The following is a 24067-nucleotide window of genomic DNA, read 5'->3' as shown; positions in this document are numbered from 1 at the left end:
CCCCTTTTCGGGAGTCCCTCCGTGAACGATTTCATCGACGTCCTGCGGCACCTCGCCCACCGCGACGATGCCGACATCGACCCCGGCCAGATCGGTGTCACCGCCGCGCCGCACCCCGACGCCGTGTGCGCCTTCATCGAAGCCAGCTGCGCGCTCGTCGCCGCAGACGCCCAGGAAGCCCTGCTGGCGCGGACCCTGTTCACCGTCCACGACAGCACCGCCGACCTGGACAACCTCGTCACCGCGGGACAGCGGATGCGCGCCATCGAGGACGCGCTCACCCGCGCATACGCACAACGGGACACCGCGCGCAGCCGGTACCGCGAGGCGTGCGTCGTCCTGCGGCACGACGGCGCGCTTGTCGACACCACCTCGCAGGCGGAGCCCCCGCACGGCGCTGCCCGCTGACAGGGCCCGGCCGCACACACAACCCACTCAAGAACGGATGACCATGACCAGCTCAAACAACACGAGGCCACCGCAGCCGGACCATCCCGGCCCGAATCCCCGCTCGGCCGCCGGCACCTACCAGGTAGGGGATCGTGTCGCCCTCGAGTACACCAGCGATCCGCACACGCGGCTGCGGCCGGGTGACGAGGGCACCGTGCGCCGCTACGACCCCGATCAGCGGATCCTGGAAGTGAACTGGGACAGCGGCTCCCGGCTGTCGATGCTTCTCGGCGAAGGTGACCGTGTCCGCCGGCTACCCGACGCCGGCTGGCAGCGGGTGCTCGGCGCTCTCCGCGAGGCGGGGGCGGAAGCCGGCCGCAACGCCGCCGAGTGGTGGGCGCAGGACACCATCGGCGGGCGGGCCCGCGGCGACGTGGCGGCGACCGCGCGGGAGGTCCTCACCGAGATCGAGGCCGCCACCGGTCGAGACATCGACGGGCTGCCCGTTTTTGACCGGGACGACCTTGCCGCCGGCCACACCCGCTACGCCGAGCACGCCCCGCCAGACGCCCCCGAGTGGGAGGCCCTGACGGGCCCGCAGCGTGACCAGGCGCGGTGGGCGTGGTGCGACGGCTTCGACGAAGCGGTCGAAGCCGAGGCGGCCCGGCAATGCCGCATCGTGCTGCACCCCGACGGTGACGACCGGGACCTGCGCCACGTGTACCCGGACCAGGTGCGCCTGGGCGGGCCGGGGGTGTTCGCCGGGGACTGGGCGTGGACGCCGAACGCCGCTGGGGACATGCGGGTCCCGGTCGGATACGTCGGCGTCCTGGTCGACTACTGGAACGGGTGGGCGGTGTTCACCTGCACCCGGCAGGTGGCCGAGGCGATCGTCGCCGATCAGCAGGAAGCCCGCGACCGCTACCGGCAGGACCTCACCGACCGGGGCGTCCCCGAACACCTGCGGGAGCGTCTAATCGACGAGTCCCTCGCACGGATGTGGTTCGACGGCGACGTCATCATCGCCGACGAGACCCGGGTGCACGCCGACCCTGCGGCGATGCACCGCATCGCCCCGGACGGCGACGGCCGGTACGCCGTGATGGGCCGCGCCTGGGCCTGGACGCCCGTGCATCCCTACGCCTGCGACCGCATCGCCGGCGAGATCCCCGACCCGCCACCAGCCCTCGGAACCTCTCCTGCGAGAGGAGCGCCCGGTGCCTGACGACCACGAGGCCGTGCGATCGTTGGAGCCTGGGGAGATCGTCACCGTCGCGCCCGCACTCGTCGACGAGATGGGCGAGTACCTGTACGTCGTCATCGACGGCTTCAATGACCCCCGATACACGCTCGCCCGCCTCGGCGGCGACGGATACCAGTGGCCCAACGTCCCACGCGAGCACCTCAACCCGGTGGCACCAGAGCGGATCATCCGGGTCTCCGACAAAGATGGAGAGGCGGCCTACGTCGCCGGCTAGAAGGTAGGCCGCGCCGCCCGTCACGGTGGACCAGAAACCCGCTCCGGTCGCTCGAGCAATCGCCGTCTCGCCGTCGCCGCTGCCCGCACCGGGACTCGACCGGGCACGACGCCTCCCCTCGAGCAAGCCGTCAGCCGCCCCATTCCCACCACACGTCAGCGCCGCCCTCGTCGCGCATCAACCGCGTAGAGGGCGGCGCTGCTTTCCCCTTCTCTGAAAGGAATCACCTTGATGGCAACCAAGACGGTTGTCGTGGTCACGGACGACATCGACCACAGCACCGACCACGTCGCCACGCACCACTTCGCGCTGGACGGCGTGGAGTACGAGATTGACCTGGCCCCACACAACCTGCAGGCGATGCGGGACGCCCTCGCCCCATACATCGCGGCGGGCCGCCGCCTCACGAGGCGGCCCGCCGGACGCCGCCGCCCCGGCACCCGCGACGGCCGCTCGCCCGACACCGGTGTCAGCGACTCCCAGGCCACCCGCCAGCAGTTGAGGGCACCCACGCCCCGCCGGCACGGCCCGACCCCGCACGCGTCCCGCGCTGCCGGGCGGACCGGTCAGGAGAGGCGCTGATGGCACACCACCTGTTCGCGGTCCTCGTACGCGCCACCGCCACGGTCACCACCATCGACGCGCACCTGGCCAAGCCGATGCGCCTCGCCGCACGCACTCACCCCATCGACGGCTACCGGCTCGGTGGGCAGGTCACCGGAGCGTGGGACCCGGCCTACGACCCCGCCGCCGACCCGAACAACTGGCACACCTGCGGCGCCTGTGGCGGCACCACCCTCGTCCACGGCGCGCAGTGCCGCGAGTGCGCCGACGCCGTGGAAGCCGGCCGCAGGCCCGGCACCGTGGTGCCCTGGAGCTACACCGACTGGGCGCGGTATCCGGGTGACATCGTGGCGTTGCCGAGGCTGCTGCACCCCGGTTGGCGGTTCCCGGCGGGCCGCACGCCGGTCGCCTGGGTCGACCTGGCCGGCGTCGTGTGGCTCGACACCAACGCAGCAATCCTCACCCGGACGGACACCGGTGCGGTCCCGCCACGGCTGCTCGCGGTCTTCCGCGACCTGATGATCGGGCGCCGCGACCCCGATCCTGCGGCTCCGCCAGCACGGCGGCGGCCTACCCCGGCCGTCTGGTCCGCGACCTGGCGGCACCCACATCCGCGGCGTCCCCGGGTCCGGTTCGAGCCGGCTGACTGGTCGGTGGCGGTGGTCGATGCCCACTCCTGACTACCTGCCCCGGCGTGGCGGTACCGCCGTGTTCTCCGGCCCGTGGCTGCGCTACGAGCCGACCCACGGCTCCCACCGCTACTACGAGGCATACACCGCGACAGTGATCGGCTGGTGGAACGGCGCGGTCGAACTCAGCGTCGACGCCGAGACAGCCGACGCCCTCGCCCTCACGTTCTCGCAGATGGCGGAGTACGTGGGCGGTGACTGGCGGACCGTCGACTTCGACGGACGCGTCCTCACCGTGGCCCGCCCGCTGTCCCTCGGCGGCGGCGTCCACATCGTCGAACCCAACGGCGGCCGGTACCGGATCGGCTGGGGCCTGCCCTGGTTGCCTGTCGACCCCCGCTGCTGCGATCGCATCGTCGGCAACGGCCGGGCGACCTGACGAGCCGACATGCCCTCGCACCGGCGGTGTCACGCCGTCCTGCGATGAGCCTGCTCCAACTGCCCCTCTGATTCCTGTCTCCGCTGCGCGGACGTTGCTTCTGCCCGCGCACCCGGAGACGGGTGCGCGGGCCCTACCCCCGATGGGAGGACCCGTATGGATCCCACAACCCCAGCCGCCACCCCACCTGCGACGGATGGCAGGCGCCCCGGCTACCTGTACCACAAGGTCGCCGCGCACCTGGCCGCTCACCCGGACCAGATGCTCACGGTCGGGGAGATCACCAAAGCCCTCTCCGCCCCCTCGACCGGGGCGGTGTTCGAAGCCTTGAAGAAGATGGCCGCCGCCGGATACGCCACCCACCAGAGCGGCCCGCACCGGTTCCAAATCACCCAGGCCGGCATCGACGCCGCCGGCACGATGCCACCGCCCGCCCCGCGCACACCCGCCCATGGCCGCCGGGCAGGACGGCGGCAGCCCGTCGCCCGCCCGAACGGTGACCTGTACTTCCCCCGCAAACTCGCGGGCGCCACCGATGTGGACGTGCTGCGCCGGCTACGCGACAAGCGCATCCCGGTGCTGCTCTACGGCCCGCCGGGCACCGGCAAGACCGCCCTGGTGGAGGCCGCGTTCCCCGACCTGCTCACCGTCGCCGGTACCGGCGACACCGTGGTGGAGGACTTCCTCGGCACCTTCATCCCCCTCCCGGATGGCGGGTTCGAGTTCGTGTACGGGCCCCTCGTCACCGCCATGCGGGCAGGGCGGGCGCTGCTGGTCGACGACGCCACCCTCATCCCCCCGAAAGTCCTGGCCGTGCTCTACCCGGCGATGGACGGCCGCCGCGTGATCACCATTCCCGGCTACCGCAACGAACGCGTCGAGGCCGTTGACGGGTTCTACGTGATCGCCGGTCACAACCCCGGCGTCCACGGCGCGATCCTGACCGAGGCGCTGGCGTCGCGGTTCGACGTGCACATCGAGGTCACCACCGACTGGGACCTCGCCCGCCACCTCGGCGTCCCCCGCCCCGCCGTCGAGGCCGCCATCTTGCTGAACGCCGATCTCGCCGCCGGGCGCGTCGGCTGGGCGCCGCAGCTACGCGAGCTGCTCGGCTTCACCCGCGTCAGCAAGGCCCTCGGCCCGGCGGCGGCCGTGGCGAACCTCGTCGGCCGCGCCCCGGCCGAGGACCGCGAGCAGGTCCTCGCCGCCCTGAGGCAGCGGTTCGGCACGGACATCACCCCGCTGACCCTCGGCAAGCAACGCTGACCAACCCCCTGGAAGGAAAGTTCATGTCTCATCCCTCCACCCACCGGGCCGCCGGCACTACCACCTCGACTGCCAGGGTCCCGGACTGGGACGCGTGGAGCGACGCCTGGACCCGGCACATCCCGGTCCTGACCGGTCGCACCGACCTGACCGTCACCGTCGCCCCAGGGGCGGGCGGCGGCGCCCCGGCCTGCTTCTACCCCGACGCCCGCCGCATCGAAGTCGACGCCACCCACATCGGTGCCCCCGACATCACCGACCCCCGCCGCGCCGGCCACAAACGCCTGGTGCCGACCGCGTACGGGCTGCTCGTGCACGAAGCCGCCCACGCCACCCACAGCCTGTGGACAGCGCCTCCAGGCACGCCGCCGGTCGTCGCCGCCGTCGCCGAACTCCTGGAAGAGTCCCGTGCCGAGAACCGGCAACGCGGCAGGCGCCGCGCCGACCGCAGGTGGCTGCGCCACACCGTCACCACCCTGCTCGACCCCGCCGACGCGCCGGTCGACGACGCCTGGCACGCCGCCCACCTCGCCGGCCTGCTCCTCGCCCGCGTCGACGCCAGGATCATCACCGCCAAGGACATCCGTGGGGTGCGGGCCGCCGTCACCGCGGTCCTCGGCCGCGACAAACTGCGGCAGCTGCGCGACGTGTGGCGCCACGCCCACACGGTCGACGACACCGACGCCGACACGATGATCGACCTGGCGTGGCGGTGGTGCCGCATCCTCGACATCGACCCTCACCAGCAGCCGCAGCCGCCGCAGCCCGACCCCGGCGAGTTCTCAGGCCAGCTCGCCCAGGCCCTCGCCGACTACCTCGCACACACCCTCGGCCTGACCCCCGCCGAATACGCCGCCCAACAGATCAACACCCGGCATGGGGCGCCCGCGGCGTGGACACGCCGCGACCCCACCGACGCCGAACGCGCCGCCGCCCGCACTTTGGCCGCGCGGCTGCGCCGGGCCCGCACCCACTCACCGGAACCCGACACACGGCCCAGCCCGATACCACCCGGGCGGCTGCGCACCCGGCACGCCATCACCGCGAAAGCGCAGATCGCCGCCGGCAGCATGCCCACTGCCACACCGTGGCAGCGCCGCGCCCAGATCCCGCCGCCGAAGCCGACCCTGCACCTGGCCGTGCTCGTCGACACCTCCGCATCCATGCGCTCCTACGCGGCGCCGATGTCCTCAGCCGGGTGGATCCTCGCCCACGCCGCCCGCACTAACCAGGCCACCACCACCATGATCGGCTTCGGCAGCCAGGCCACGCTGCTCGTGCCGCCCCGCCAGCGGCCCGCCCACGTCCTGCAGATGTGGGCGGCCGGAGGCACCACCGCGTTCATCGACGCGGTGAAACTCGCCGACCAACTGCTGAACCTGCGCCAACCCGGCAGGTTGCGGATGCTCGCCGTCGTCTCCGACGGCGACCTCCCCGACACCACACCGGCGCAACGGCTGATCACCACCTTGCACCAGAGCGGCTGCGCGGTGCTGTGGCTGCGCCCCGCCAACCTGGCCGGGCACACCTTCACCCACACCACCACCCTGATGGTCGCCGACCCCGTCCAGGCCGTCGACGCCATCGCCGACGCCGCCGTCACCGCACTCGAACACGCCTGACCACGCACGAACCGACCAAGGCGCCGGAGCCGGCTGTCGGCAAGACCGACACCAGTAGCCGCCACGATCGGTCGCCGCTCCCGGGTGCTCGTGACGCCCACGCCCCGCCGCTGACCTCGCTGTCTCACTTCGCACGAACCAGGCCGTTGCCCGGCCACCCGCGCACCAGCGCAAACCCGGGCACGGCCGGGCCGTGCCCGGGTTTCCCACCCACGAGCTCGAAAAGGGGAAACCCGATGACACTGCCCGCGCTGATTCACCCGACCGGCGCGCCCACCGCCGTCACGACGAGCACGACGACGCGTGCGCCTCAGCCGCGCATCGCCGTCGTCGGCGGATCTCTCACCGGCTGCGCCACGGCACTGCTGCTCCAGCACGCCGGTTTCCACCAGGTCACCGTGTATGAAGCAGCCCCCGATGCCGCGCCGCGCGGCGGCGGGCTGATCGGCCTGGAACACCCCGCCCTGGACATCCTCGACCGCCTCGGCATCGACCAAGGCGAGTTCGTCGCCTCCGACTCCGAGACCGTCTGTCAGGTCACCGTCCGCGCCCGCCAGCCCATCCACACCCTCCGGCAGGTCTACCCGGGCCGCAACACCACCTGGACGCTGCTGCACGCCGCGCTGGCCACCCGCCTGCCCGCCGGGGTGCTGCGCACCGGTCGCCGTGTCGCCGCGCTCGGCGTCCACCACAAGCAACCTGTCCTGACCTTCGGCGACGGCTCCCGCGAGGTCGCGGACCTGGTGGTGTTCGCTGACGGCCGCGCCTCCACCGGCCGCCGCCTGCTCGACCCGTCCCGGCGGCTGCGGTACGCCGGCTACGTCGCCCACCGCGGCCACGCCCCCGCCCCCGACCAGCCGCTGCGGGACTTCCTGCGCCTGGAACCCGGGCCCGGCTGCCAGTACAACGTCGCCCCGGTTCCCGGCGGGCTGGACTGGACGCTCTACCTCACCTGCGGCCCCACCGACTACGCCCACCAGTTCGGGGCGCCGCCCGAGCGGCGGACGTTCGCCCTGCCCCATCACGTCGGGCCGGCGGCCCGCGCGCACGTCGACGAGCATGCAGCCCGGCTGCTGCCAGCCGGACATGCCGCGACGGTGCACGCCACCACCGTGCGGATGGCGGTGCCGGTGATGGACATCGACCCACCCACCCGCATGGCCTGGCCCATCGGCACCGGGTGGGCCGTGCTCCTGGGCGACGCCCTCGCCCCCGTGCGCCCGCACACCGCCCGGGGCGCGAACAACGGCATCGAACAGGCCGCCGGCCTCGTCACCGCCCTCACCCAGCACCACCGCTGGGGCGCCGACCTGGCCGCGGCCCTACACGGCTGGCAACGCCGCCACCTGCCCGCCGCGGTCGCCGCCGTCAACCGAGGCCCCGTCATCGGCGCCCGCCTCGGCCTCGGCCATCACCCCAGCTGAGCACCCCTTCAACCTGACCGACCTGCCGGCGGCAGACACCTGATCTGCCGCCGGCCCCATTGCCGGCCCCGCACGCCACGCCCACCGGCGGCGGAGCCCTTTCCTCGCAAAGGAGTTACCCCTATGACGCACGACCAGCCGGCCCGGCTGCCGGTGACCTCGATCAGCGACCTCCTCGCCGCCGTGCCCTACCTGCTCGGCTTCCACCCCGCCGACAGCCTCGTCACCATCGGCCTCACCGGCCACCGCATCGCTGTGGCAGCCCGCGCCGACCTCCCCGCCCCCGCCACCATCCGCGACTGGGCGCCGCGGGCGGCGCGGCAGCATCTCGCCCTGCTGCGCAACGTCGACGCCACCACCGCCATCCTCACCGGCTACGGACCCGCCACCACCGTCACCCCGGTCGTCGACGCGATCACCCCACACCTGCACGCCGCGGGCATCACCATCTTCGACACGCTGCGCGTCACCGACGGCCGCTACCACTCCTACCAATGCCAGGACCCGCGCTGCTGCCCACTCGACGGGGTGCCGTTCGACCCGCACTACAGCCCCACCGCGGTACACGCCATCGTGGCCGGGCAGACCGCCCTGCCCGACCGGGCCGCACTCGTGGCCAGCCTCGCCCCCACCGGCAGCACCGGCATGGCCGAGGCCAGCCGCAGGGCGCAGGAACGCGCGCTCGCCGCCCAGACCTCCGGCGGGCGGGCGGCGCTCATCCGCGCCGGCAAGAGAGCCGTGAACGAGGCATTCGCCCGCTACGCCGCCGACGCCGTCCTCACCGACGACGAGGTGGCCTGGCTAGCGGTTCTCCTCGCCGACATCGCCGTCCGCGACCATGCCGGAAAGGCCACCGGGACCGAGCCCTTGCGCCTCGCCCTGTGGACCGATATCACCCGCCGCGCCGACCCCGCCTACACGGCCGCCCCCGCCACCCTGCTCGCCCTCACCGCCTGGCGGCACGGGCAAGGCGCCCTCGCCGCCGTCGCCCTCGACCGCGCCCTCACGGCCGACCCCCACTACCGCCTCGCCCGGCTCATCGACCACGCCCTACGCCACGGCATCCCACCCACCGCCCTCGACGACGGGCCCACCTCCGGCAACCCCGCCCGGTAACAGCCCGCACCAACCCCGCCACGGGCGTCCGGCCACCTACCACCCGGACGCCCAGTTCTCGATCACCCGCAAGGAGAGCCTGATGGCATTGCACCTGTACTTCGACCTCACCGACACGCTGCGGCTGGCCGAACACGCCGTCGCCGCCGGCGACCACGCCCACACCTTCACCGAACGCGACGAGCAGACCTCCTGCCGGGGCGCGTTGGAGTGGGTCCACGACCACGGTGTCTACCTCATGTCCAGCGGCCTGCCCCGCCTGAAAGACCCGAACCGGCCCGAGGCCAACCTCGTCGTCTACGCCCACGGCTGGAATCCCGACACCGACGGCCACCGCCACGACCCCGACCTCGGCGGCGACGACTTTGTCGAGCACGTGCACCTCACCGAGCAGCCCACACCGCTGATCGACACGCTGCGCGCCGCCCACGCCGCCGGCTACCGGTGGCTGCACCTGACCGTCAGCGCCGACACCTACGAGGTGCGCGTGGCCCGCACCCGCCGCCCCGACTGACCACCCCCGCCACCCCGGCCCCGCCCCCACACCTGGAGGCGGGACCGGCGGCTGTTCACCGACTCGGAGACCCCATGTCCACCCCTGAGAATCCCCAGCCGCGACCGGCGAGCCTGGAGGCCGTCCTGCGTGACGCGTGGGACGCCTTCCACCCCGCCCAACCTGCACCACTGGGCTGGCTCACCCACACCGCCGCCCGCATCCACGACCACCTCCGCACCCAGCAGCCCACCCCCACCGCGGCCGCGGCGCTTCCCACCGTCGACGAGCAGTCCACTGCCCTGCGCCGCCGTGTGTGGCAGGCGCTGCGTGACGCCGCAGCCGACGACGTCATCGCCCCGGATGCCGCCGACCACATCCTGGACACCCTCGATCTGCCCGGACTGCCGCGCCGCTGGCAGATCCGCCTCACCCTGCCCCTGTGGATCGAGGTCACGGCCACCAGCCGGGACGACGCCGTCGACGCCGCCGAAGACGCCATCGACGCCGCCCTCACCGGCACCGGCCACGACACCTACCTCGACTGGGACAACACCACCCGAGAAGACGCCACCCCCGGCGCCATCGACACCACCACCGACACGCCCGCCGACCTGCGTTCGGCCACCGCAGCCCCGGAACCAGACCACGAAGCCCACGCCAGTTAGCTCATCCGCCGCCGCAGTGTCCCGGCCATACCGCCCGCGCCTAGCAGCGCGCGTCGACGACTTGATCAACCCGAAAAGTCGAGCGTCACTGCACCCGGCCGCCACCCCTGTGGCGAACCCGACCGCGTCAGCCCATGCCGCTGGCCGCAGGGGTCGCGGCCTTGTACCGGCCGAAACACCAACCGGAAAGGACTGCGACTCATGGTCTCGCCGCACCGCCGCGCGATACCGCGCACCGTCACCGACGTCTTGTTGTGGCTACTCGCCAGCGACGTCGCCGCCGCCCACCAACCCCAGCCGCACCGGCCCGACCGCTGCGGCAACCTGCGCTGCGCCGGCCAGGCATACCCCTGCCCACCGGCACGCGACGCCCACCGCGCCCACCAGGCCGCCACCCGGCCCCAGCCGCGACCGCGAGGCCGCGCACGGGTGACCCCGCCCGCCCACCGGGTCACCGGCTGGTTCCGGCCCGCCCACACCCAGCCCCGCGCCGCCTGAAGCCACAGCGACCCCGGCAGTCCGCCAAACCCCAACACACATCGATGGAGGTGCCGTGAGTTTTCGTACCGAGTCGACCCTTGCCGGCTATGCCCGCGCGACGGTCGACCTGCGCGCACGCATGACCGAATACACGCGCAGCCGCTTCGCCCAGCAGTACCTGAGCGCGTTCCTCGAACCCGCCCTCGACGCGACCACCGACAGCTCTGACCACACGGCGGCCGTCACGGACGCGTTCAGCCGGATCGCCCACCAGCCGTGGCAGGACGGCGAACCCTACGTCCTCGCCCCCGCCATGACCGCGATCATCGCCGCCGCCGCCCAAGCCCTCGACCTGTCCGGCGACATCATCGGCAACGACGTCGCCCCCAGCGACGCCGGCGTGCTGTTCCTCCCCGAACCCATCTACGAGCGTGGCGTCCACGGCCAGGTCACCTCGATCGGCGCGATCGCCTGGGCGAAATTCCACAACACCGGCAACGGGCGTACCGGCTGGTGGATCACCGGCTGGGCCGACCGCGACGACCCCCTCGACCCCGCCGCCGCCCGACGCCGACGCCAACTCGCCGAAGCCCCCGAACTCGCCGCCCAGTTCGGCCCCTACGTGCTCCACTCCTTCGCCGAGATCCCCATCGGCACCCCCATCGCCGCCCGCAGCGAACCGGCTGAGGAAGTCGACCGCGACTGGGAGACCGCGCCCGACGGCCGCTTCTGCATCGACGAATCCGCGCTGCGGATGCGCGCCGTCGCGGCGGTGCTGTACGCGTTCTGGCGCATCCAGGAACAGCCCATCGCCGCCGTCGCCGCCCCGCCCCTGGACCGGCCCGCCCGCCGTCGGGCGCTGCGCGCCAGCCTGCGCCACGACACCCGCGTCGTCATGCTCCGCCGCACCAAACCCGTCGCCGAACCCACAGGCGAGGCGAAGTGGCACTACCGGGTGCGGTTCATCGTGCGCGGCCACTGGCGGCGTCTCGTCAACGCCGACGGCCAGCCCTACCGCATCTGGATCCACTCCTACATCAAAGGCCCCGACGGGGCGCCGCTGCTGCTCGGCGAAACCGTCTCCGTCCTCGCCCGATGACCCGACCCCACCCCCGCGATCAGCAGGAGCTACGCCTGATGCACGACGCCGGATACCCCTTCGACACCGCCAACCGCGCCTACCAGCGGTTCCTCTCCCTCGCCAGCGACCACTTCGAAGTCCTCAGCTGGGACAACGCCACCACCGGCCGGCCCACCCTCATCACACTGACCGACATCGGCAGCCGCGACACCTTCAGCCTGGCCCTGCTCGACAGCGTCGAGGACCGCGCCCCGCACGCGCTGCTCGCCGTCACCACCACCGGCGCGCTGTCCCTGCACGGCCCGATCGAGGGCCGCGCCGCCACCGCCGACTACGCACCCCACCTGGCCATGCACCACCCCGACATCGCCGCCACCACGCCCGTGGCCCTCCACCACCCCACGCAGGCACGCATCAGCGACGACGAGTGGACAGCCGTCCCACCAGACATCGCCCAGGTCGCACGAACCACCACCGTCGACGCCCCGCGCGTGGCGCTGGCCCTGCTGGACCGCGACCGCGCCCGCCTCGCCGTCGTCGGCCCCTTCGCCACCCTCGACACCGCCGACGCCTGGCAGCCCGAAGCCGACGGGCAGCCGCCGACCGACAGGCTCCTGCTGCCCGTGCACGCCCCGGACAGCACGTACTGACCGGACGTGCCCACCCGACTATCACCCATCCCCGCCGCGTCTGCGAGGCCATCCCAGCAGTCACCGCCAGCGGTACCAACCATGCCAACGAAAGGGGCGTCGCCGACGGCGGCGCCCCTTCAGCTATCCCAGGAGGCAGACATCATGGAACCTGTGCCCGACGATGACGCCGGCCGACAGGAGGAACTCAGCGTCGGCGACCCGGTCCTCGGGAAGTCACGGCTGCTGTCGCGGCAGTGCGACACCTGCATCTTCGCCCCCGGCAACCGCATGCACCTCGGACCCGGACAGCTGCGTGCCCTCGTCGCTGAGGTCCGCGAGCAAGACTCCTACATCATTTGTCATGACACGTTGCCGCATTACCTATACCCGCAGGCGAAGCCGGCGATCTGCCGCGGTTTCGCCGACCGCTACCGCACCCAGGCCCTGGAGCTCATCGAGCGGCTCTGGGGCTTCGTGGAGGTCGACCCACCGCAACCGTCCGAGCAGCACGACAGCGTGGAAGGAACTGACCAGTGACCGGCATCGACGACTTCATGCGCCGCCAGAGCCAGATGATCGACCGGGTCGGCTGGTCGGTAACCCTGGTGCACCCGAGCGGCGACGATGACACCGGCAGCCCGTACGCCTACACGGTCGGGCTCACCGCCCACGGCTATCCCGAGCTGCTGATCGCCGGCCTCGACCCCGCCATCTCGCAGCAACTGCTCAACGACCTCGCCGCCCGCGTCTACGACCGCGCCGAACGCTTCAGCCATGGACAGCGCATCGGCGACCTGATCGCCAGCTACGACGCCGCCATCATCGACGGCGAACCCACCGAACAGCTGTACCCGGGGGCCGCGATCGCCCGATACGGGCAGGAGCAGGTCCGTGTGCAACAGATCGTCTGGCCCGACCCCGACGGGCACTTCCCCTGGGATGACGGCTACGCCTACCCGTCCGAAGTGCAGCCAGTCATCGACCGTCCCTGAAGTCCGTACGCGCCGCCGAGCCAGGGCCTGCCGCCGACGGCGGCCGGTCAGACGGACATCGCCTTCCCGTCGGCAGCGTGAGGCATCAGCCGCGTTGCGCCCGCGATGACGGTGGGCTGGACAGGACGCCCCGTCCAGCCCACCGCCTGGAAACTGCAGTAGATAACCCCGGCCTGCTAACGCCTTCACCAACACGCGCGTGATACCCCGGAATCCCCGCACCCCGCGACCGCACCGCAGCTGTTGTCGCATTCCGCCGCTACCTTTTGTGCGCGGTCTCTAACACACCGTCAACCTGGGGAGGTTGGAGTGGCTCGACGCAAGCGGCGACGGGGCAAGCGCAGCGACGCGATGACGCTCGCCGCGATCGGCGGGGGCCTGCTCGCCGTGTCGGCCGTAGTTCAGGTCGTGCGCGAGCACCCGGTCATCGCCTCCCTGGTCGCGCTCGCCGCGCTCGCGAGCGTGAGCGCCTGGCTGTACCTGCGGTGGGCAGGCGCGCGGCAGTTGGCCGAGCACGAACGCAACGTGGCGGTCACCGACCACATGTCCGGGCCGGAGTTCGAGCAATTCGTCGCGCGGCTGATGCGCGCCAGCGGATACCGCAACGTCACCGTCTCCGGAGGCTCCGGTGACATGGGCGCCGACGTAATCGGGCAGTCGCCGTGCGGCCGTCGGGTGGTGGTGCAGTGCAAGCGGTACAAGGGCAACCTGGGCAGCCCACACGTCCAGCGGTTCGCGGGAACGGCCCGCGACATCCACCGCGCTGACGTCGCACTGCTGGTGACCACCGGCCGCCCGACCGCCCAGGCGCGGGAGGTGGCGCTGCGCTGCCGCATCATGCTCGTGGACCGGCCAGCGCTGGCCAAGTGGGTCAGCACACAGGTGCTCCACCTGGAGCACTGAGGCAAGGCCGCACGGCAGCGCCGGGCTCGTGGCTCAGCGAGCACGCGCTGTGCGCGCGACGACGAGGGCCTCCAGAATGGCCTGGTCGACCTTTCGCTACGCACCGGCGCATGGGAGAGCAAGAGACGAGCCCCTTTTGTCGTTGTGGGCCGGCTGCCCATGGGCGAGGTCGGCCAATCGACGGACCCGGCATGGGCCGGCGGGTGTCAATGCCGACGTTTGCCGGCGGGGTGGCCGTTGCGGCGTCCGGCCCGGGTGGTTGCTCGCTGTTCCCAATGGCGGCGCACGGTGCGTTCTGACCTGCCGATCCGCGCGGCGACCTCGGCTGGCTGCAGTGCGGGATCCCGGCGCCGCCAGTAGGCGACGGCGGCGGCGGTATCGGCGGTAACGGCAACGCCATCCGGTGGATCCTCCCCGTCGTAGCCACTGGCACCCGCCGCCGGCCCTGCGTCCGTCGTGAGTGCCGGTGTGGGGGGCAGGCCGGCGTCTGTGGCCGCGGGTACCTGCAGCATGACCTCGGATGGCATGGGATTTGTTGCTTTGGCGGCGGGGCCGGCGGTTTCGTTGAGCGCGTCGGCCGGTAGGTCGATCACGGCGCTGTTGTCGGCGCCGGCTTCCGTGACAGGCGACCGCTGCTCGGTACCGAGCCGGGGCGGTGGTGCCAGGTCATCGTCGCCGTCGCCGTCCACGCCGCTGTCGGGGGCCGGTGGCGCGGGCGGGGTGGCGGCATGTGGCATCAAGATCCAAGAGCGAGTGGATGTCGTCGGCGCCGCAGTATGCGCGGCGGCCGCGGGTGGGTGTTGGTCGGCCGGGAATGCGGCTGAGGTGACCTCGTCGGAGGATTCACGCGGTGATGGGACATGCCGGACGGCTGCTGACAGGGAGTCGGGAGCTGCCGGCGCCCGTGCCGTAGCCCGTTCGGTGGCGGTGGTGTGCGCGGATGTGGCGCGGATGCGGGCGCTGATTTCGACGAGGCTGACGCTGGCGACGATGACGAGGCCGTCGACGGAGATGGGTAGGAGGTAAGCGGCGCCGTAGCCGGTTTCGCCGTAGCGGGCGGCAACACCGACGAGGTGCCAGTAGGACACCCAGGCGGCGATGACGGCGATGACGGTGGCCGCGGTGACGCGGATCGCGCCGAGGTACCAGCGGTGGTGGGGGACGCGGGAGATCAGCTCGACGGTGAGCAGCAGCGCCAGAGGCGGCCAGGCGGCGATGATCTGGCTGATCGGGTTCGGCCGGGCGTGTAGGACGTTCGCGGCCACCGACGCGGCGACGCCGAGGGCGAGGGTGGCCCGCACTGCCCACCGCAGCCTGCGCAACTGCTTCTCGCCCATGCGGGTGTCACCGTCAATCGTTTCAGCAGAAGTGGCGGAACCGGCGGCGGGGTGTGCTGCTGCGGTCACGCCGACCCCTGTGGGGGACGCGGGCCACGTCGGGCGCGTACCTCGGCGATGAGCCGATCGGCGAGGGCGAGCGTGTCGTCGCTGGGTTCGGCGTCGATCTCGGCGAGGCGTCGGGTCAGGGTGCGGCGCAGCGCGCGGATGGCGTCGAGGTTGCCAACGGCGGCGTGGGCGCGCATCGCCTGTCGGTACAGATCCTCGCTGTATGGATGGTGGGGTAGGGCGGTGTCGCAGACGGCGGCCTGCTGGTCGGGTTGATCGGCGAGTTCCTCAAGAAGGGTGGTGACGGCGTCGAGGGCTTCGCGTTGCACGGCGTGCCGGTGGGGTTCCAGCCATTCGTAGTCGCAGCCCTCCGCGAGGGGACGGTAGCTGTCGACAGCGCGGCGCAGGGCCCGCACCCGTTCGGCTCGGCTGCCGGTGGCGCGGATCGCGGCGTGCAGCCGCCACAGGTCGATGTCGAAGCGCTCGGGGTTGAGGTGGTAGCGGTGGTGGGGGCGGGTGAGGTAGGTGCCGGGGCCGGCGTGGCGGCGCAGCACGGCGCGCAGGTCGGAGACGTAGGTGTGCAGCCGGTGTGTGGCTTTGCTCGCCGGAGCGTCCGGTAGTAGATCGTCGAGGATCGACTCGGCGGCGGCGTCCCCGTCGCACACGGCCAGATACACCAGCAGCTCCAACGATTTCGCGCGCAGCGTGCGTTCGCCGGTGGCGCCGACGATGGCCGGCGGGCCGAGCACGGTCACCTCGACCCGGTCGCGGCGTGCCGCCGTCGAGGGCTGACCGTCGTCGGCGGTGGACGCCTCGGCCGGACTCTCACCGGTGTCGGGCGTATGCCGGTCGTCGGAGAGGGCGTCGAAGGCAGCGTCGGGGGTCGCGGCGGCGGGGCTGGTGTGGGCGGCTGGGGTCCCGTCCGGCTCGGATGCGGGGTGACGGTCGCCGGTCGCGTCGGCGGCGTGCGGGCTGCCAGCGTCGGTTGCCGTGCCAGTGGCGGGGCTGGGGGGCGTGTGGTCGGTGCTGTGGCCGGCTGTGGGAGCCGGCGCGGGTGGTTGTGGGGCGGGCGGGGTTGTCACGGTTGTCGGGGACTTCGGATGGGGTGGGGCTTCGGTGGGGGCGGGTGCCGGCAGGTGACCGGTGTGGGCTTCCGCGAGGGTCGCGAGCAGGTCGATGGTCTCGGCGGGGTCGAGCACGGCGAGACGGCCGACGTCGGCGGGATGGGGGGTGTGGCGGGGGTCGCCGTCAGCGCGGGTGACGGTGCCGTCGGCGGCGACGATGGCGGTGTCACCGTCGGGCCACGCGCCGAGCAGCACGCCGTGGATGTCCAGGCGTTGCCCTTGGGCGAGCAGGGCGGCGACGCGCGCTCGTTCGTGGCGTTCGGTGGCGTCGGCCAGCAGCATGATCGGTGCGAGGGGCTCCTCGTAGGGGTCGGCGGCGCGCAGTTCGGCGACGGTGTCGACCTCGTGCTGGTAGACCAGCCGGGTGCGGTGCATGGTCTGCTGCTCGAGGACTTCCAGGGCGTCGTTGAGGTCGGCGGTGACGGTCAGCCTCGGGGTGCGGGGCAGGTTCACGGCGGCGGCGCCCAGCAGGGTCGCGGCGGTGGCCGCGGGTATGACCACGTGGGTGCGGGCGTCGGGATGGTCCGCGCCGCCGGCAGCGAGGGCGGCGGTGAGAAAGCCGCGGGCGGCGGCGTCCGCGCCGGGCCCGGCCAGGCCCAAACCCGCAGGAGGCCACACCGCCGACAGGGGATGGGCGAGAGCCGGCGCCACCGGCTGGCCAACATCACCGGCGCGCCCCAGGGCAGTGGCGGCCTGGACAGGGCCGCAGTGCCGAGGCGACTGGTCGCCATCGTTGTCCTGGCTGTCGTGTGCGTCTTCGGGGCGGTGTTCCAGTGGGCCGGTTGCGGTTGCGGTTGCGGTGTCGCGCAGGCCGCGTCGGATCTGCCGGACCATGCGGGGCATGGGCGCCAGGTCGGGGTCTGTCACATGTCGTTGACCGGACGCTCCGCGAGGGCGGTAGCGGCGCTGCCGGTGCGCCCAGACCAGGGCCACCGCGGCGGCGATCGCCAGCGCGAGACCACCATCGACCCAGCTGCCGGTCGGTAGGGACACCCCGTGGCCGGGCCGCTGCGGACGGCTGCTGCGGTCAGCGGACGGGCTGGTGGTGCTGGTATCGCCGCTTGGGTCCGGGGCGGTGCTGGTGGGCGCTGGGCCATCGGTGGCCGCGCTGGGGGCGGGGGTCTGCGGGGCGGCGCTCGCTGGCGCGCCGTTCGTCGGTGGGATGTTGAGCGGGGGTGCGGGCACCGGCGTTTCCGGCGGGGGAGCGGCAGGCTTGGGGGCGGTGGGTCGGGGTTTCTGCCCGGCGGGTGGGGTGGCGTCGGCGGGGAGGTCCAGTTTCCAGCCCGGGTAGATGACGTTCGGGTTGCGCAGGGTGCCGCCGACGTCAGGGAAGTGGGTTCCGCGGTTGAGAGCGAAGATCTCCGGCCAGCGGTTCGGATCGCCGAGCCACTGTTCGGCGATCTTCGACAGGGTGTCGCCGCGCTTGACGGTGTGCGTGTACTCGCGGCCGTCAGCGACCAGCGTCACCGTCCCCTCAGCCTGGATGTGGGCCGGTGCCGTGGACGCCAGCTCTGCGCGGGTGACGGGGGTGAGAGGTTCGTGCTGGGCGACGGCGGTGACCGCGGCGACGCCGGAGGTGTGCGCCTGCGCGGCCGGGGGTGGTGTGGCGGCTTGCGCGGCGGTGGCCAGGACCCCGCCGGTGATCATGGCGACGAGCAGCGCGGCGACGCCCCGGGCGGGGGTGAGGGCGCGGGGCTGGGGCAGCCGCAGGCCGGTGACGGCGGCGGCGAGTTCGGCGAGCACCGACCAGGCGAACGATGCCCAGGCGGCCCAAAGCAGGGCGGTGAGGATCGCGCCGATCATCTCGTCGGTCAGCGGGCTGGTCAGGGTGGTGGCGAGGGTGTGCCACGTGGGCAGCCGGTCGGGCAGCGGCGGGTCGAGGTAGCGCAGGAGTGCGTAGGGCGGGCCGGCGAGCAGCAGCGCCAGGGCCGTGACACCGACGGTACGGCGGGCGGCGGTGGACAGCGTCGCGATCACGGTAGCGACTCCCGGAACTTGGTCGAGGCGGCTGGGTCAGTTGGCGGTGGTGACGCCGGTGGCAGGCGTGGCGGTGGCGGTGGCCGACACCGGGATGGCGGTGATGCCGACGAGGTGCAGCAGCCGCGTGCGATGTTGAGTGGTGACCGTGACGGTGACCTGTTCGGTGGTGGCGGACACCCTGCCGGGCAGGCCGGCCTGGTCGAGGAAGACGCGTGCGGCGGTGGCCGCGGCGGCCGGGTCGAGTCGCACGGCGCCGGTCGCCCGGTAGGTGGCGAGGTCAATCTCGCGGGCGCCGGCGCGGGCGGCGGCCTGGGCGGTGTCGTAGGCGGACACCTTGGCGGCCATGGCCATGCCCTGGTCGAAGACGAGGCCGGCGAGGATGAGCACGATGAGGGTGCCCACCACGGTCCACGGGGTGATCTGCCCACGATCGTCGCGGCGCGCCCGGCGCGCCCAGGCCGTCAGACGCCGGGTCATGGCTGGCTCCGGTACGCATCCAGGGGCTGTCGGGAGGTGGCGCGGATCGTCACCGCGCCGGGCAGGCCCAGACCGGAGAGATCTTCGAGGCGCACACGGCATGCCACACTCGCGCTGACCTGCCCGCCGGGAACGAAAGCGCCGGGGTCGACGGTGACGGTGGACGGCTGGCAGGCGACGCCGCGTCCGGCGAGGCTGAGCGAGGCGGCGTCGCCGCCGGTGAGCCGGGCCTCGGCGGGTGTGCGGGCCAGGGATGCCTGCCGGGCCGCCGCCGCGGCGGCGGAGTGCACGTCGATCGCGGCCGAGGCGAGGCGCAGGCATGCCACGATGGCGAGGACGGCCAGGACCATCAGCGGGATGTAGCCGAGGGCCATCTCGACGCTGACCGACCCTCGATCGGCGGGCGGGCCGGCGCGCCGTCGAGGGCGTGAACGGGCACGGCCGTGAGGCGTTCGCTCGGTCATCGCGCTGCTCCTTCCGCAGGCACGTGCGGGTAGTGGGTTAGTCGGTGTCGGGTCGGAACCGTTCGACGGGGGCGCTGACCCGGGTGCCGACCGGCAGGCGCAGCCACGGCACCACGGCGGGGGCCCGGCCGGACACGGCGACGGTGGCGGTGTCGGCCGTGCGGTCCACGGACACCCGCGGGTCGGTGACGACGCGGGCGGCGACCTGGTCGAGCACGGCGGTGGCGTCGGCGTGTCCGGCGGCCGCGGTGCCGTCGACGACGCGGGTGGTCTGCAGGGCGTGGTTGGCGGCGTGCTGGACGCCGAGCTGCGCCAGGGCCCACAGCGCGAGTTGCACGCCGATGAGCACGAGCAGGAACATCAGCGGCGCGTACAGGACCACCTCGGTGGTCACCGACCCGCGGTCACCGCTGAACCGGAGTCGCCTGGCCCGTCGCGGTCGGCGCGGTCTCACAGCGCGATCCCGTTGATCTTCTCCAGGATCTTGGACCGGAAGATGCCGTAGACGGCCAGGACGAGGGTGACCAGCAGGGCGATCCACATGACCTTCTCGGTGGTCTCGCTGCCCCGGTCGCCGCTGTCACGCAGCCGGCGGGCCCGCTCGGTGACGGTGAGGTGTACGAGGGTCAGCAGGGCGAGCAGCTTCGGTCGCACAGGTCTGCCTCCTTGGTCTCGTCGTGTTGTCAGAACGTGTCGACGGCGGTGACAGCCGGGTAGAGGAGGAACAGCATGTAGGCGGCGGCCAGCAGCATGACCGGCATGGACATGCGTTCGGTGGCGGCGTTGGCCCTGGCTTCGAGGGCGGCGGCTTGGTGGGCGCGCAGGGTGGCGGCGCGGATGGTCAGGGAGTCGCGGATGCGGGCGCCTTCGGTGCCGGCGAGGCTCATCGTCGCGGCCAGCTCGTGCAGTTCGACGACGCCGGTGTCCTCGCCGAGCTGGCCCAGTGCCTGCCAGGGTGGGACGCGCAGCAGCCGGGCGGTGTCCACCGCGCGGCGCAGCCGCTGGGCGGCCCAGCCGTGGGTGTCGGCGCAGGCGTCGTCGAGGGCTTGTTCGAGGCCGGCGCCGCCGGCGAGGGAGATGACGACGAGGTCGAGCACCGCGGACAGGGCGTAGCGCAGCTCGTCGCGGCGCCGTTGCGCTTCGGCGTGCACGGTGGACTCGGCCAGCCACCAGCCGCCGGCGGCGCCGGCGAGGGATGCCCACAGGGGCATGCCGTCGGCGAAGGTGACCCCGCCCGTGGCGAGGACAGCCATCGCGGCCGGAGGCAGGACCAGGCCGGCGAGGACAGCTAGGGTCTGGTCGGCCAGGTGGATCGCGACGGGTCGTTCGAGGACAGCCAGGTCGGCGCGCATCCACTGCCGGGGCAGGCCGAGGGCGCGTAGCGGCGCGGCCAGCAGCCGGGCACGTGCCGGCGCCGGGACATCGGGCGCGGCCGGCGTACGGCGGAGCGCGTCGAGGGCCTGGGTGAGGCTGGGCCGGGCGGGCAGCAGGCCGGAGGCGGCCAGCACCAGGCCGAGCCCGGCCAGGAGTCCGCAGGCGAGCACCATGCTCATGACGCCACCCGCCCACCGTCGGTGGCGAGCACGCGCGGGGGTTGCGGCACGCGGGAGGCGCGGGCCAGCCACCAGAACCCGCCGGCGAACACCCCACCCACGACGACCAGCACGAGTTGCCCGGCCAGGGTCTGGTAGGGGGCGAGGAACCCACGGTTGAGCAGGATCAGCCCGGCGACCATCGCGACTGCGGTGCCGGTGATGACCCGCGCGGCGGTGCGGGTCGCGGCCCGCTTGGTGGCCACCCGCATCCGGATCCCAGCGAGGTCGCGGGCGGTGGCGGCGAGACTGGTCAAGCATTGCGACAACTGCCCGCCGTGGTAGCCGGCGGCCTGTGTCAGCGCGCGGACGACGAGGTCGGCGGTGGGGTCGGCGAGGTCTGCGGCGAAGATGCGCAGCGCGTCGGGCAGCCGCGCCCCGCCCCGCACCGCGGCGGCCAAAGCCTGGACCTGGAGGCGGATCGGCTGTGGCGTGACTGGGGCGGTGGCGGTGATGGCCTGCTCCAGCCCGGCCGCGGAGGACAGGGTGTCGCGTAGCAGCTCCGCCCAGGTGGCGACCGCCTCGATGCGGGCGACGGAGCGGGTGTGCTCGCGGTCGGGGCCCAGCACGCGGGGCAGCGCCCACACGGCGGCGGCGGCCAGCAGGGCCGCGACGGGCCAGCGGGTCAGTGCCGCCGCCGCGAGCCCACCCACAACGGCGGCCAGCAGACGGGCGCGGTCGGCCGCAGTCCAGGCACGGCGCGGCCGACGGGTGGGGGTGCCGGGTGAGCGGCGGCGCAGCCCGTCGGCGACGAGGACGAGGCCGGCGGCGCAGCCGAGGCCGAGCAGGATCGGCAGGAGTTCCATGCTCACCACCGATCCTGCGCGAGCAGGCTGGGATTGAGGCCGGCGGCGGTGAGCTCGTCGAGGGTGTCGGCGCGTATCGGGGCCGCCGGGATCGCCCGCCGGTCGGGGCCAGGGCGGTAGACCTCGTTGGAGGGAACCTGCGTGCCGTCGGTCTCCAGAACCTGCCGAACCGAGGAGAGCACCCGGGTGCCGTCGGTAGCGGTGTCGAGGTGCAGCACGAAGTCGACGGCCTGGCCGATGAGCACGTTCGCCGCGTCGAAGGCCAGTTTCTCCGACGCCTGCATCACATACATGGCCAGCCGGGTCAGGGCCTGCTTCGACGAGGAGGCGTGCAGAGTGCACATGCTTCCGTCGTTGCCCTGCGACATGGCCAGGAGCATGGGCACCGCCTCAGCGCCGCGGGACTCGCCGACGATGACCCGGTCCGGGCGCATCCGCAGCCCCCACTTGACCATGGTCGCCATGTCGATCCCGCCTACACCTTCCAGGTTCGGTTCCCGCTGCTGCAGCGCGATGGTGTTCGGGTGCGCCGCCGCGTCCTCGTCCAGGCCGAGTTCGAACGCGTCCTCCACGGTGACGATCCGCTCGTGCGGGCCGATCGCCCCGGCGGCGGCGCGCAGCAGGGTGGTCTTGCCGGCGCCGGTGCCGCCGCAGATGACCAGGTTCTTGCGGGCCCGCACCATCGCCGTGATCAGCTCCCGCAACCCGGCCGTGAGTTCGCCACGGCGGACGAGGTCGTCGAGGGTGACCCGGTGCAGCACGTTGCGGCGGATCGACACCGAAGGGCGTTTCGACACGGCCATCACCGCGAACAGCCGCTGCCCGCCCGGCAGGCGCAGCGACAATCCCGGGGAGCCGCGGTCGAAACGCCTCTCCTCCTGGCCACTGCGCGCCGCCGTCACCCGCACCAGGTCGATCAGGTCCTCATCCGACGCGGCGACCGGCGGCACCCGCCTGGTCTGCCCGTCGGTGGTGCGGATCCACACGTTGTCGCAGCCGTTGGCGAAGATGTCCTCCACCTGCGGGTCGTCGATCAGCCGTTGCAGCCCACCCAGGCCGGTGAAGCTGTCACGCAGCGCCCTCGCCAGCGCGGCCTCCGCCTGCGGGACCAGCGGAACACGGCCCGCGGCGATGGCCTCGCGGGCGTGCGCCAGGAGTTCCTCGGCGATGTAGCCGGCGATCACCGCGTCCCGCTGCGCGTCTGGTAGCTGCGCGCCGTGCCCGGCGAGCCGGTCACTGACCCGGGCGCGCAGCCGCGCCACCAACTCCGGCGCCACCACGGTGTTCGCGGCGGGTGTAGGGGCGGTCACCGGACGACCTCCAGCACCGCGCGGGGCGCGGGCCGCGCCCGGGCGGCGAGGGTCGCGGCCAGCGCGCGCAGCGCCTGCGCCAGCCGCGTGCGCGTCCACGCCGGCCCGCTCATCCGCCCGCACAGCCCGGCCGCGCCCCACCGGTCGCTCGGCAGGTGCGCCCACACCGGCACACCGAACCTGCCGCTGATCTCCTCGCTCGTGTAGCGGGTCTTGCCGGCGACGGCCAGACCCACGCCCCGCGTTCGCAGGCTCGCGCGCAGCGCCGCCAGCCGGGTGTCGACGTGGTCGAGGTGTTCGGTGCCGCCGGCCGTGACCAGCACCAGCGCGTCCACGCGGCGCAGCAGACCGTGCGCCGGGCTGCCCGGGTAGAGACGACCAGCGTCGACGACGACCACCGGCGCCAACCCCGCCACCGCCTCCGGCTGGGCGGCGAGCACCGACACCGCCCCCGCAGCGGTCTCGGCGGCCCCCGGCCCCACGACAGCGTGCACACCCACCGGCAGCGACTGCACGAACTGTGCCGGCCCGCCCGACGGAAGGCCGTGGCGGGCCGCCGCCGCCAACGCGGCCAAGCCCGGCTCTTGCCGCACCGCGAACCGCGCCGCGACCACCCCGCCGCAGGGGTCGGCCTCCACCAGCAGCCCAGGCCGGCCCGGCCACAAAGCGGCCAAGCCCAGCGCCGCCGTCGACACTCCCGGAGCGCCGGACACCGACGCGACCACCACCAACATCCTCCGCACCTCCCCGTT

General features: G+C 73.1%; 28 protein-coding genes. 18 read left to right on the top strand and 10 right to left on the bottom strand.

Going from position 1 to position 24067, the window contains the following annotated elements:
• The first annotated feature begins 21 nt into the window (after nucleotides 1-21).
• The 18 genes from ABZ570_RS03715 (at nucleotide 22) to ABZ570_RS03630 (ending at nucleotide 14177) form a co-directional block, all read left to right on the top strand.
• A complete protein-coding gene (locus ABZ570_RS03715; RefSeq protein WP_358056406.1) occupies nucleotides 22-408 on the top strand; it encodes a hypothetical protein in 387 nt (128 codons plus the stop codon).
• Nucleotides 409-451: 43 nt separating this feature from the next.
• Nucleotides 452-1615: a DUF4314 domain-containing protein gene (locus ABZ570_RS03710; RefSeq protein ID WP_358056405.1), complete on the top strand. Its 1164-nt coding sequence runs from the start codon at nucleotides 452-454 to the stop codon at nucleotides 1613-1615.
• Nucleotides 1608-1868, top strand: coding sequence for a hypothetical protein (locus ABZ570_RS03705; RefSeq protein ID WP_358056404.1), 261 nt, complete (start codon nucleotides 1608-1610; stop codon nucleotides 1866-1868). The genes ABZ570_RS03710 and ABZ570_RS03705 overlap by 8 nt, the downstream gene beginning before the upstream one ends.
• Before the next feature lie 231 nt (nucleotides 1869-2099).
• Nucleotides 2100-2450 (top strand): histone-like nucleoid-structuring protein Lsr2, encoded by a 351-nt coding sequence (locus ABZ570_RS03700; protein ID WP_358056402.1) that lies wholly within the window; start codon nucleotides 2100-2102, stop codon nucleotides 2448-2450.
• On the top strand, nucleotides 2450-3112 hold the full coding sequence (locus ABZ570_RS03695) for a hypothetical protein (RefSeq protein WP_358056400.1): 663 nt from the start codon (nucleotides 2450-2452) through the stop codon (nucleotides 3110-3112). The genes ABZ570_RS03700 and ABZ570_RS03695 overlap by 1 nt, the downstream gene beginning before the upstream one ends.
• Nucleotides 3099-3500, top strand: a complete 402-nt coding sequence (locus ABZ570_RS03690; RefSeq protein ID WP_358056398.1) for a hypothetical protein — start codon at nucleotides 3099-3101, stop codon at nucleotides 3498-3500. Before ABZ570_RS03695 ends, ABZ570_RS03690 begins: the two co-directional genes overlap by 14 nt.
• Before the next feature lie 156 nt (nucleotides 3501-3656).
• Entirely contained in the window at nucleotides 3657-4766 is a 1110-nt protein-coding gene (locus ABZ570_RS03685) for an AAA family ATPase (protein ID WP_358056396.1), read from the top strand.
• Between the two features lie 23 nt (nucleotides 4767-4789).
• Entirely contained in the window at nucleotides 4790-6388 is a 1599-nt protein-coding gene (locus tag ABZ570_RS03680) for a VWA domain-containing protein (protein ID WP_358056394.1), read from the top strand.
• A 236-nt stretch (nucleotides 6389-6624) separates the two neighbouring features.
• On the top strand, nucleotides 6625-7812 hold the full coding sequence (locus ABZ570_RS03675; protein ID WP_358056392.1) for an FAD-dependent monooxygenase: 1188 nt from the start codon (nucleotides 6625-6627) through the stop codon (nucleotides 7810-7812).
• A gap of 123 nt (nucleotides 7813-7935) precedes the next feature.
• Nucleotides 7936-8928, top strand: a complete 993-nt coding sequence (locus ABZ570_RS03670) for a DUF4192 domain-containing protein (RefSeq protein WP_358056390.1) — start codon at nucleotides 7936-7938, stop codon at nucleotides 8926-8928.
• An 82-nt stretch (nucleotides 8929-9010) separates the two neighbouring features.
• Entirely contained in the window at nucleotides 9011-9442 is a 432-nt protein-coding gene (locus ABZ570_RS03665) for a DUF3085 domain-containing protein (RefSeq protein ID WP_358056388.1), read from the top strand.
• A gap of 74 nt (nucleotides 9443-9516) precedes the next feature.
• Complete coding sequence (locus tag ABZ570_RS03660; protein WP_358056386.1) at nucleotides 9517-10089, top strand: hypothetical protein; 573 nt, start codon at nucleotides 9517-9519, stop codon at nucleotides 10087-10089.
• 201 nt (nucleotides 10090-10290) lie between these two features.
• The gene (locus ABZ570_RS03655) at nucleotides 10291-10587 is read left to right on the top strand and encodes a hypothetical protein (protein ID WP_358056384.1); all 297 of its coding nucleotides are present in this window, start codon (nucleotides 10291-10293) and stop codon (nucleotides 10585-10587) included.
• Nucleotides 10588-10642: 55 nt separating this feature from the next.
• Nucleotides 10643-11668, top strand: coding sequence for a hypothetical protein (locus tag ABZ570_RS03650; RefSeq protein WP_358056382.1), 1026 nt, complete (start codon nucleotides 10643-10645; stop codon nucleotides 11666-11668).
• Entirely contained in the window at nucleotides 11665-12300 is a 636-nt protein-coding gene (locus ABZ570_RS03645) for a hypothetical protein (RefSeq protein ID WP_358056380.1), read from the top strand. Before ABZ570_RS03650 ends, ABZ570_RS03645 begins: the two co-directional genes overlap by 4 nt.
• Nucleotides 12301-12444: 144 nt before the next feature.
• Entirely contained in the window at nucleotides 12445-12819 is a 375-nt protein-coding gene (locus ABZ570_RS03640; protein ID WP_358056378.1) for a hypothetical protein, read from the top strand.
• The gene (locus ABZ570_RS03635) at nucleotides 12816-13274 is read left to right on the top strand and encodes a DUF4262 domain-containing protein (protein ID WP_358056376.1); all 459 of its coding nucleotides are present in this window, start codon (nucleotides 12816-12818) and stop codon (nucleotides 13272-13274) included. The genes ABZ570_RS03640 and ABZ570_RS03635 overlap by 4 nt, the downstream gene beginning before the upstream one ends.
• A gap of 309 nt (nucleotides 13275-13583) precedes the next feature.
• Entirely contained in the window at nucleotides 13584-14177 is a 594-nt protein-coding gene (locus ABZ570_RS03630; RefSeq protein WP_358056374.1) for a restriction endonuclease, read from the top strand.
• Nucleotides 14178-14383: 206 nt separating this feature from the next.
• Here the strand turns inward: ABZ570_RS03630 and ABZ570_RS03625 are convergent, their stop codons facing one another.
• From ABZ570_RS03625 to ABZ570_RS03580, 10 genes are all read right to left on the bottom strand, one after another.
• On the bottom strand, nucleotides 14384-15514 hold the full coding sequence (locus ABZ570_RS03625; RefSeq protein ID WP_358056372.1) for a DUF2637 domain-containing protein: 1131 nt from the start codon (nucleotides 15512-15514) through the stop codon (nucleotides 14384-14386).
• A gap of 65 nt (nucleotides 15515-15579) precedes the next feature.
• The gene (locus tag ABZ570_RS03620; protein WP_358056370.1) at nucleotides 15580-18663 is read right to left on the bottom strand and encodes a BTAD domain-containing putative transcriptional regulator; all 3084 of its coding nucleotides are present in this window, start codon (nucleotides 18661-18663) and stop codon (nucleotides 15580-15582) included.
• A gap of 36 nt (nucleotides 18664-18699) precedes the next feature.
• Nucleotides 18700-19143 carry a pilus assembly protein TadG-related protein gene (locus ABZ570_RS03615; RefSeq protein ID WP_358056368.1) on the bottom strand — a complete coding sequence of 148 codons (444 nt, stop codon included), beginning with the start codon at nucleotides 19141-19143 and terminating at the stop codon, nucleotides 18700-18702.
• Nucleotides 19140-19517, bottom strand: coding sequence for a TadE family protein (locus tag ABZ570_RS03610; protein WP_358056468.1), 378 nt, complete (start codon nucleotides 19515-19517; stop codon nucleotides 19140-19142). Before ABZ570_RS03610 ends, ABZ570_RS03615 begins: the two co-directional genes overlap by 4 nt.
• A 127-nt stretch (nucleotides 19518-19644) precedes the next feature.
• Nucleotides 19645-20001 (bottom strand): TadE/TadG family type IV pilus assembly protein, encoded by a 357-nt coding sequence (locus tag ABZ570_RS03605; RefSeq protein WP_358056366.1) that lies wholly within the window; start codon nucleotides 19999-20001, stop codon nucleotides 19645-19647.
• Nucleotides 20002-20057: 56 nt separating this feature from the next.
• Nucleotides 20058-20261 (bottom strand): hypothetical protein, encoded by a 204-nt coding sequence (locus tag ABZ570_RS03600; protein ID WP_358056364.1) that lies wholly within the window; start codon nucleotides 20259-20261, stop codon nucleotides 20058-20060.
• A 29-nt stretch (nucleotides 20262-20290) separates the two neighbouring features.
• Nucleotides 20291-21160, bottom strand: coding sequence for a type II secretion system F family protein (locus tag ABZ570_RS03595; RefSeq protein ID WP_358056362.1), 870 nt, complete (start codon nucleotides 21158-21160; stop codon nucleotides 20291-20293).
• Nucleotides 21157-22005, bottom strand: a complete 849-nt coding sequence (locus ABZ570_RS03590; RefSeq protein WP_358056466.1) for a type II secretion system F family protein — start codon at nucleotides 22003-22005, stop codon at nucleotides 21157-21159. Before ABZ570_RS03590 ends, ABZ570_RS03595 begins: the two co-directional genes overlap by 4 nt.
• A 2-nt stretch (nucleotides 22006-22007) precedes the next feature.
• On the bottom strand, nucleotides 22008-23315 hold the full coding sequence (locus tag ABZ570_RS03585) for an ATPase, T2SS/T4P/T4SS family (protein ID WP_358056360.1): 1308 nt from the start codon (nucleotides 23313-23315) through the stop codon (nucleotides 22008-22010).
• The gene (locus ABZ570_RS03580; protein ID WP_358056358.1) at nucleotides 23312-24049 is read right to left on the bottom strand and encodes a hypothetical protein; all 738 of its coding nucleotides are present in this window, start codon (nucleotides 24047-24049) and stop codon (nucleotides 23312-23314) included. The genes ABZ570_RS03585 and ABZ570_RS03580 overlap by 4 nt, the downstream gene beginning before the upstream one ends.
• Between the last annotated feature and the right edge of the window lie 18 nt (nucleotides 24050-24067).

This window comes from Micromonospora sp. NPDC007271 (assembly GCF_040634005.1).
Lineage (GTDB): Bacteria > Actinomycetota > Actinomycetes > Mycobacteriales > Micromonosporaceae > Micromonospora.
This window is presented reverse-complemented; position numbering and strand designations above follow the sequence as displayed.

What these genes read in the sequence shown, in the direction of transcription:
- ABZ570_RS03655 (WP_358056384.1), top strand. Translation starts at nt 10,291, where the DNA reads ATGGTCTCGCCGCACCGCCGCGCGATACCGCGCACCGTCACCGACGTC.
- ABZ570_RS03680 (WP_358056394.1), top strand. Translation starts at nt 4,790, where the DNA reads ATGTCTCATCCCTCCACCCACCGGGCCGCCGGCACTACCACCTCGACT.
- ABZ570_RS03665 (WP_358056388.1), top strand. Translation starts at nt 9,011, where the DNA reads ATGGCATTGCACCTGTACTTCGACCTCACCGACACGCTGCGGCTGGCC.
- ABZ570_RS03625 (WP_358056372.1), bottom strand. Translation starts at nt 15,514, where the DNA reads ATGGGCGAGAAGCAGTTGCGCAGGCTGCGGTGGGCAGTGCGGGCCACC.
- ABZ570_RS03615 (WP_358056368.1), bottom strand. Translation starts at nt 19,143, where the DNA reads ATGACCCGGCGTCTGACGGCCTGGGCGCGCCGGGCGCGCCGCGACGAT.
- ABZ570_RS03670 (WP_358056390.1), top strand. Translation starts at nt 7,936, where the DNA reads ATGACGCACGACCAGCCGGCCCGGCTGCCGGTGACCTCGATCAGCGAC.
- ABZ570_RS03685 (WP_358056396.1), top strand. Translation starts at nt 3,657, where the DNA reads ATGGATCCCACAACCCCAGCCGCCACCCCACCTGCGACGGATGGCAGG.
- ABZ570_RS03710 (WP_358056405.1), top strand. Translation starts at nt 452, where the DNA reads ATGACCAGCTCAAACAACACGAGGCCACCGCAGCCGGACCATCCCGGC.
- ABZ570_RS03580 (WP_358056358.1), bottom strand. Translation starts at nt 24,049, where the DNA reads ATGTTGGTGGTGGTCGCGTCGGTGTCCGGCGCTCCGGGAGTGTCGACG.
- ABZ570_RS03700 (WP_358056402.1), top strand. Translation starts at nt 2,100, where the DNA reads ATGGCAACCAAGACGGTTGTCGTGGTCACGGACGACATCGACCACAGC.
- ABZ570_RS03695 (WP_358056400.1), top strand. Translation starts at nt 2,450, where the DNA reads ATGGCACACCACCTGTTCGCGGTCCTCGTACGCGCCACCGCCACGGTC.
- ABZ570_RS03595 (WP_358056362.1), bottom strand. Translation starts at nt 21,160, where the DNA reads ATGAGCATGGTGCTCGCCTGCGGACTCCTGGCCGGGCTCGGCCTGGTG.
- ABZ570_RS03690 (WP_358056398.1), top strand. Translation starts at nt 3,099, where the DNA reads ATGCCCACTCCTGACTACCTGCCCCGGCGTGGCGGTACCGCCGTGTTC.
- ABZ570_RS03590 (WP_358056466.1), bottom strand. Translation starts at nt 22,005, where the DNA reads ATGGAACTCCTGCCGATCCTGCTCGGCCTCGGCTGCGCCGCCGGCCTC.
- ABZ570_RS03640 (WP_358056378.1), top strand. Translation starts at nt 12,445, where the DNA reads ATGGAACCTGTGCCCGACGATGACGCCGGCCGACAGGAGGAACTCAGC.
- ABZ570_RS03645 (WP_358056380.1), top strand. Translation starts at nt 11,665, where the DNA reads ATGACCCGACCCCACCCCCGCGATCAGCAGGAGCTACGCCTGATGCAC.
- ABZ570_RS03610 (WP_358056468.1), bottom strand. Translation starts at nt 19,517, where the DNA reads ATGGCCCTCGGCTACATCCCGCTGATGGTCCTGGCCGTCCTCGCCATC.
- ABZ570_RS03675 (WP_358056392.1), top strand. Translation starts at nt 6,625, where the DNA reads ATGACACTGCCCGCGCTGATTCACCCGACCGGCGCGCCCACCGCCGTC.
- ABZ570_RS03660 (WP_358056386.1), top strand. Translation starts at nt 9,517, where the DNA reads ATGTCCACCCCTGAGAATCCCCAGCCGCGACCGGCGAGCCTGGAGGCC.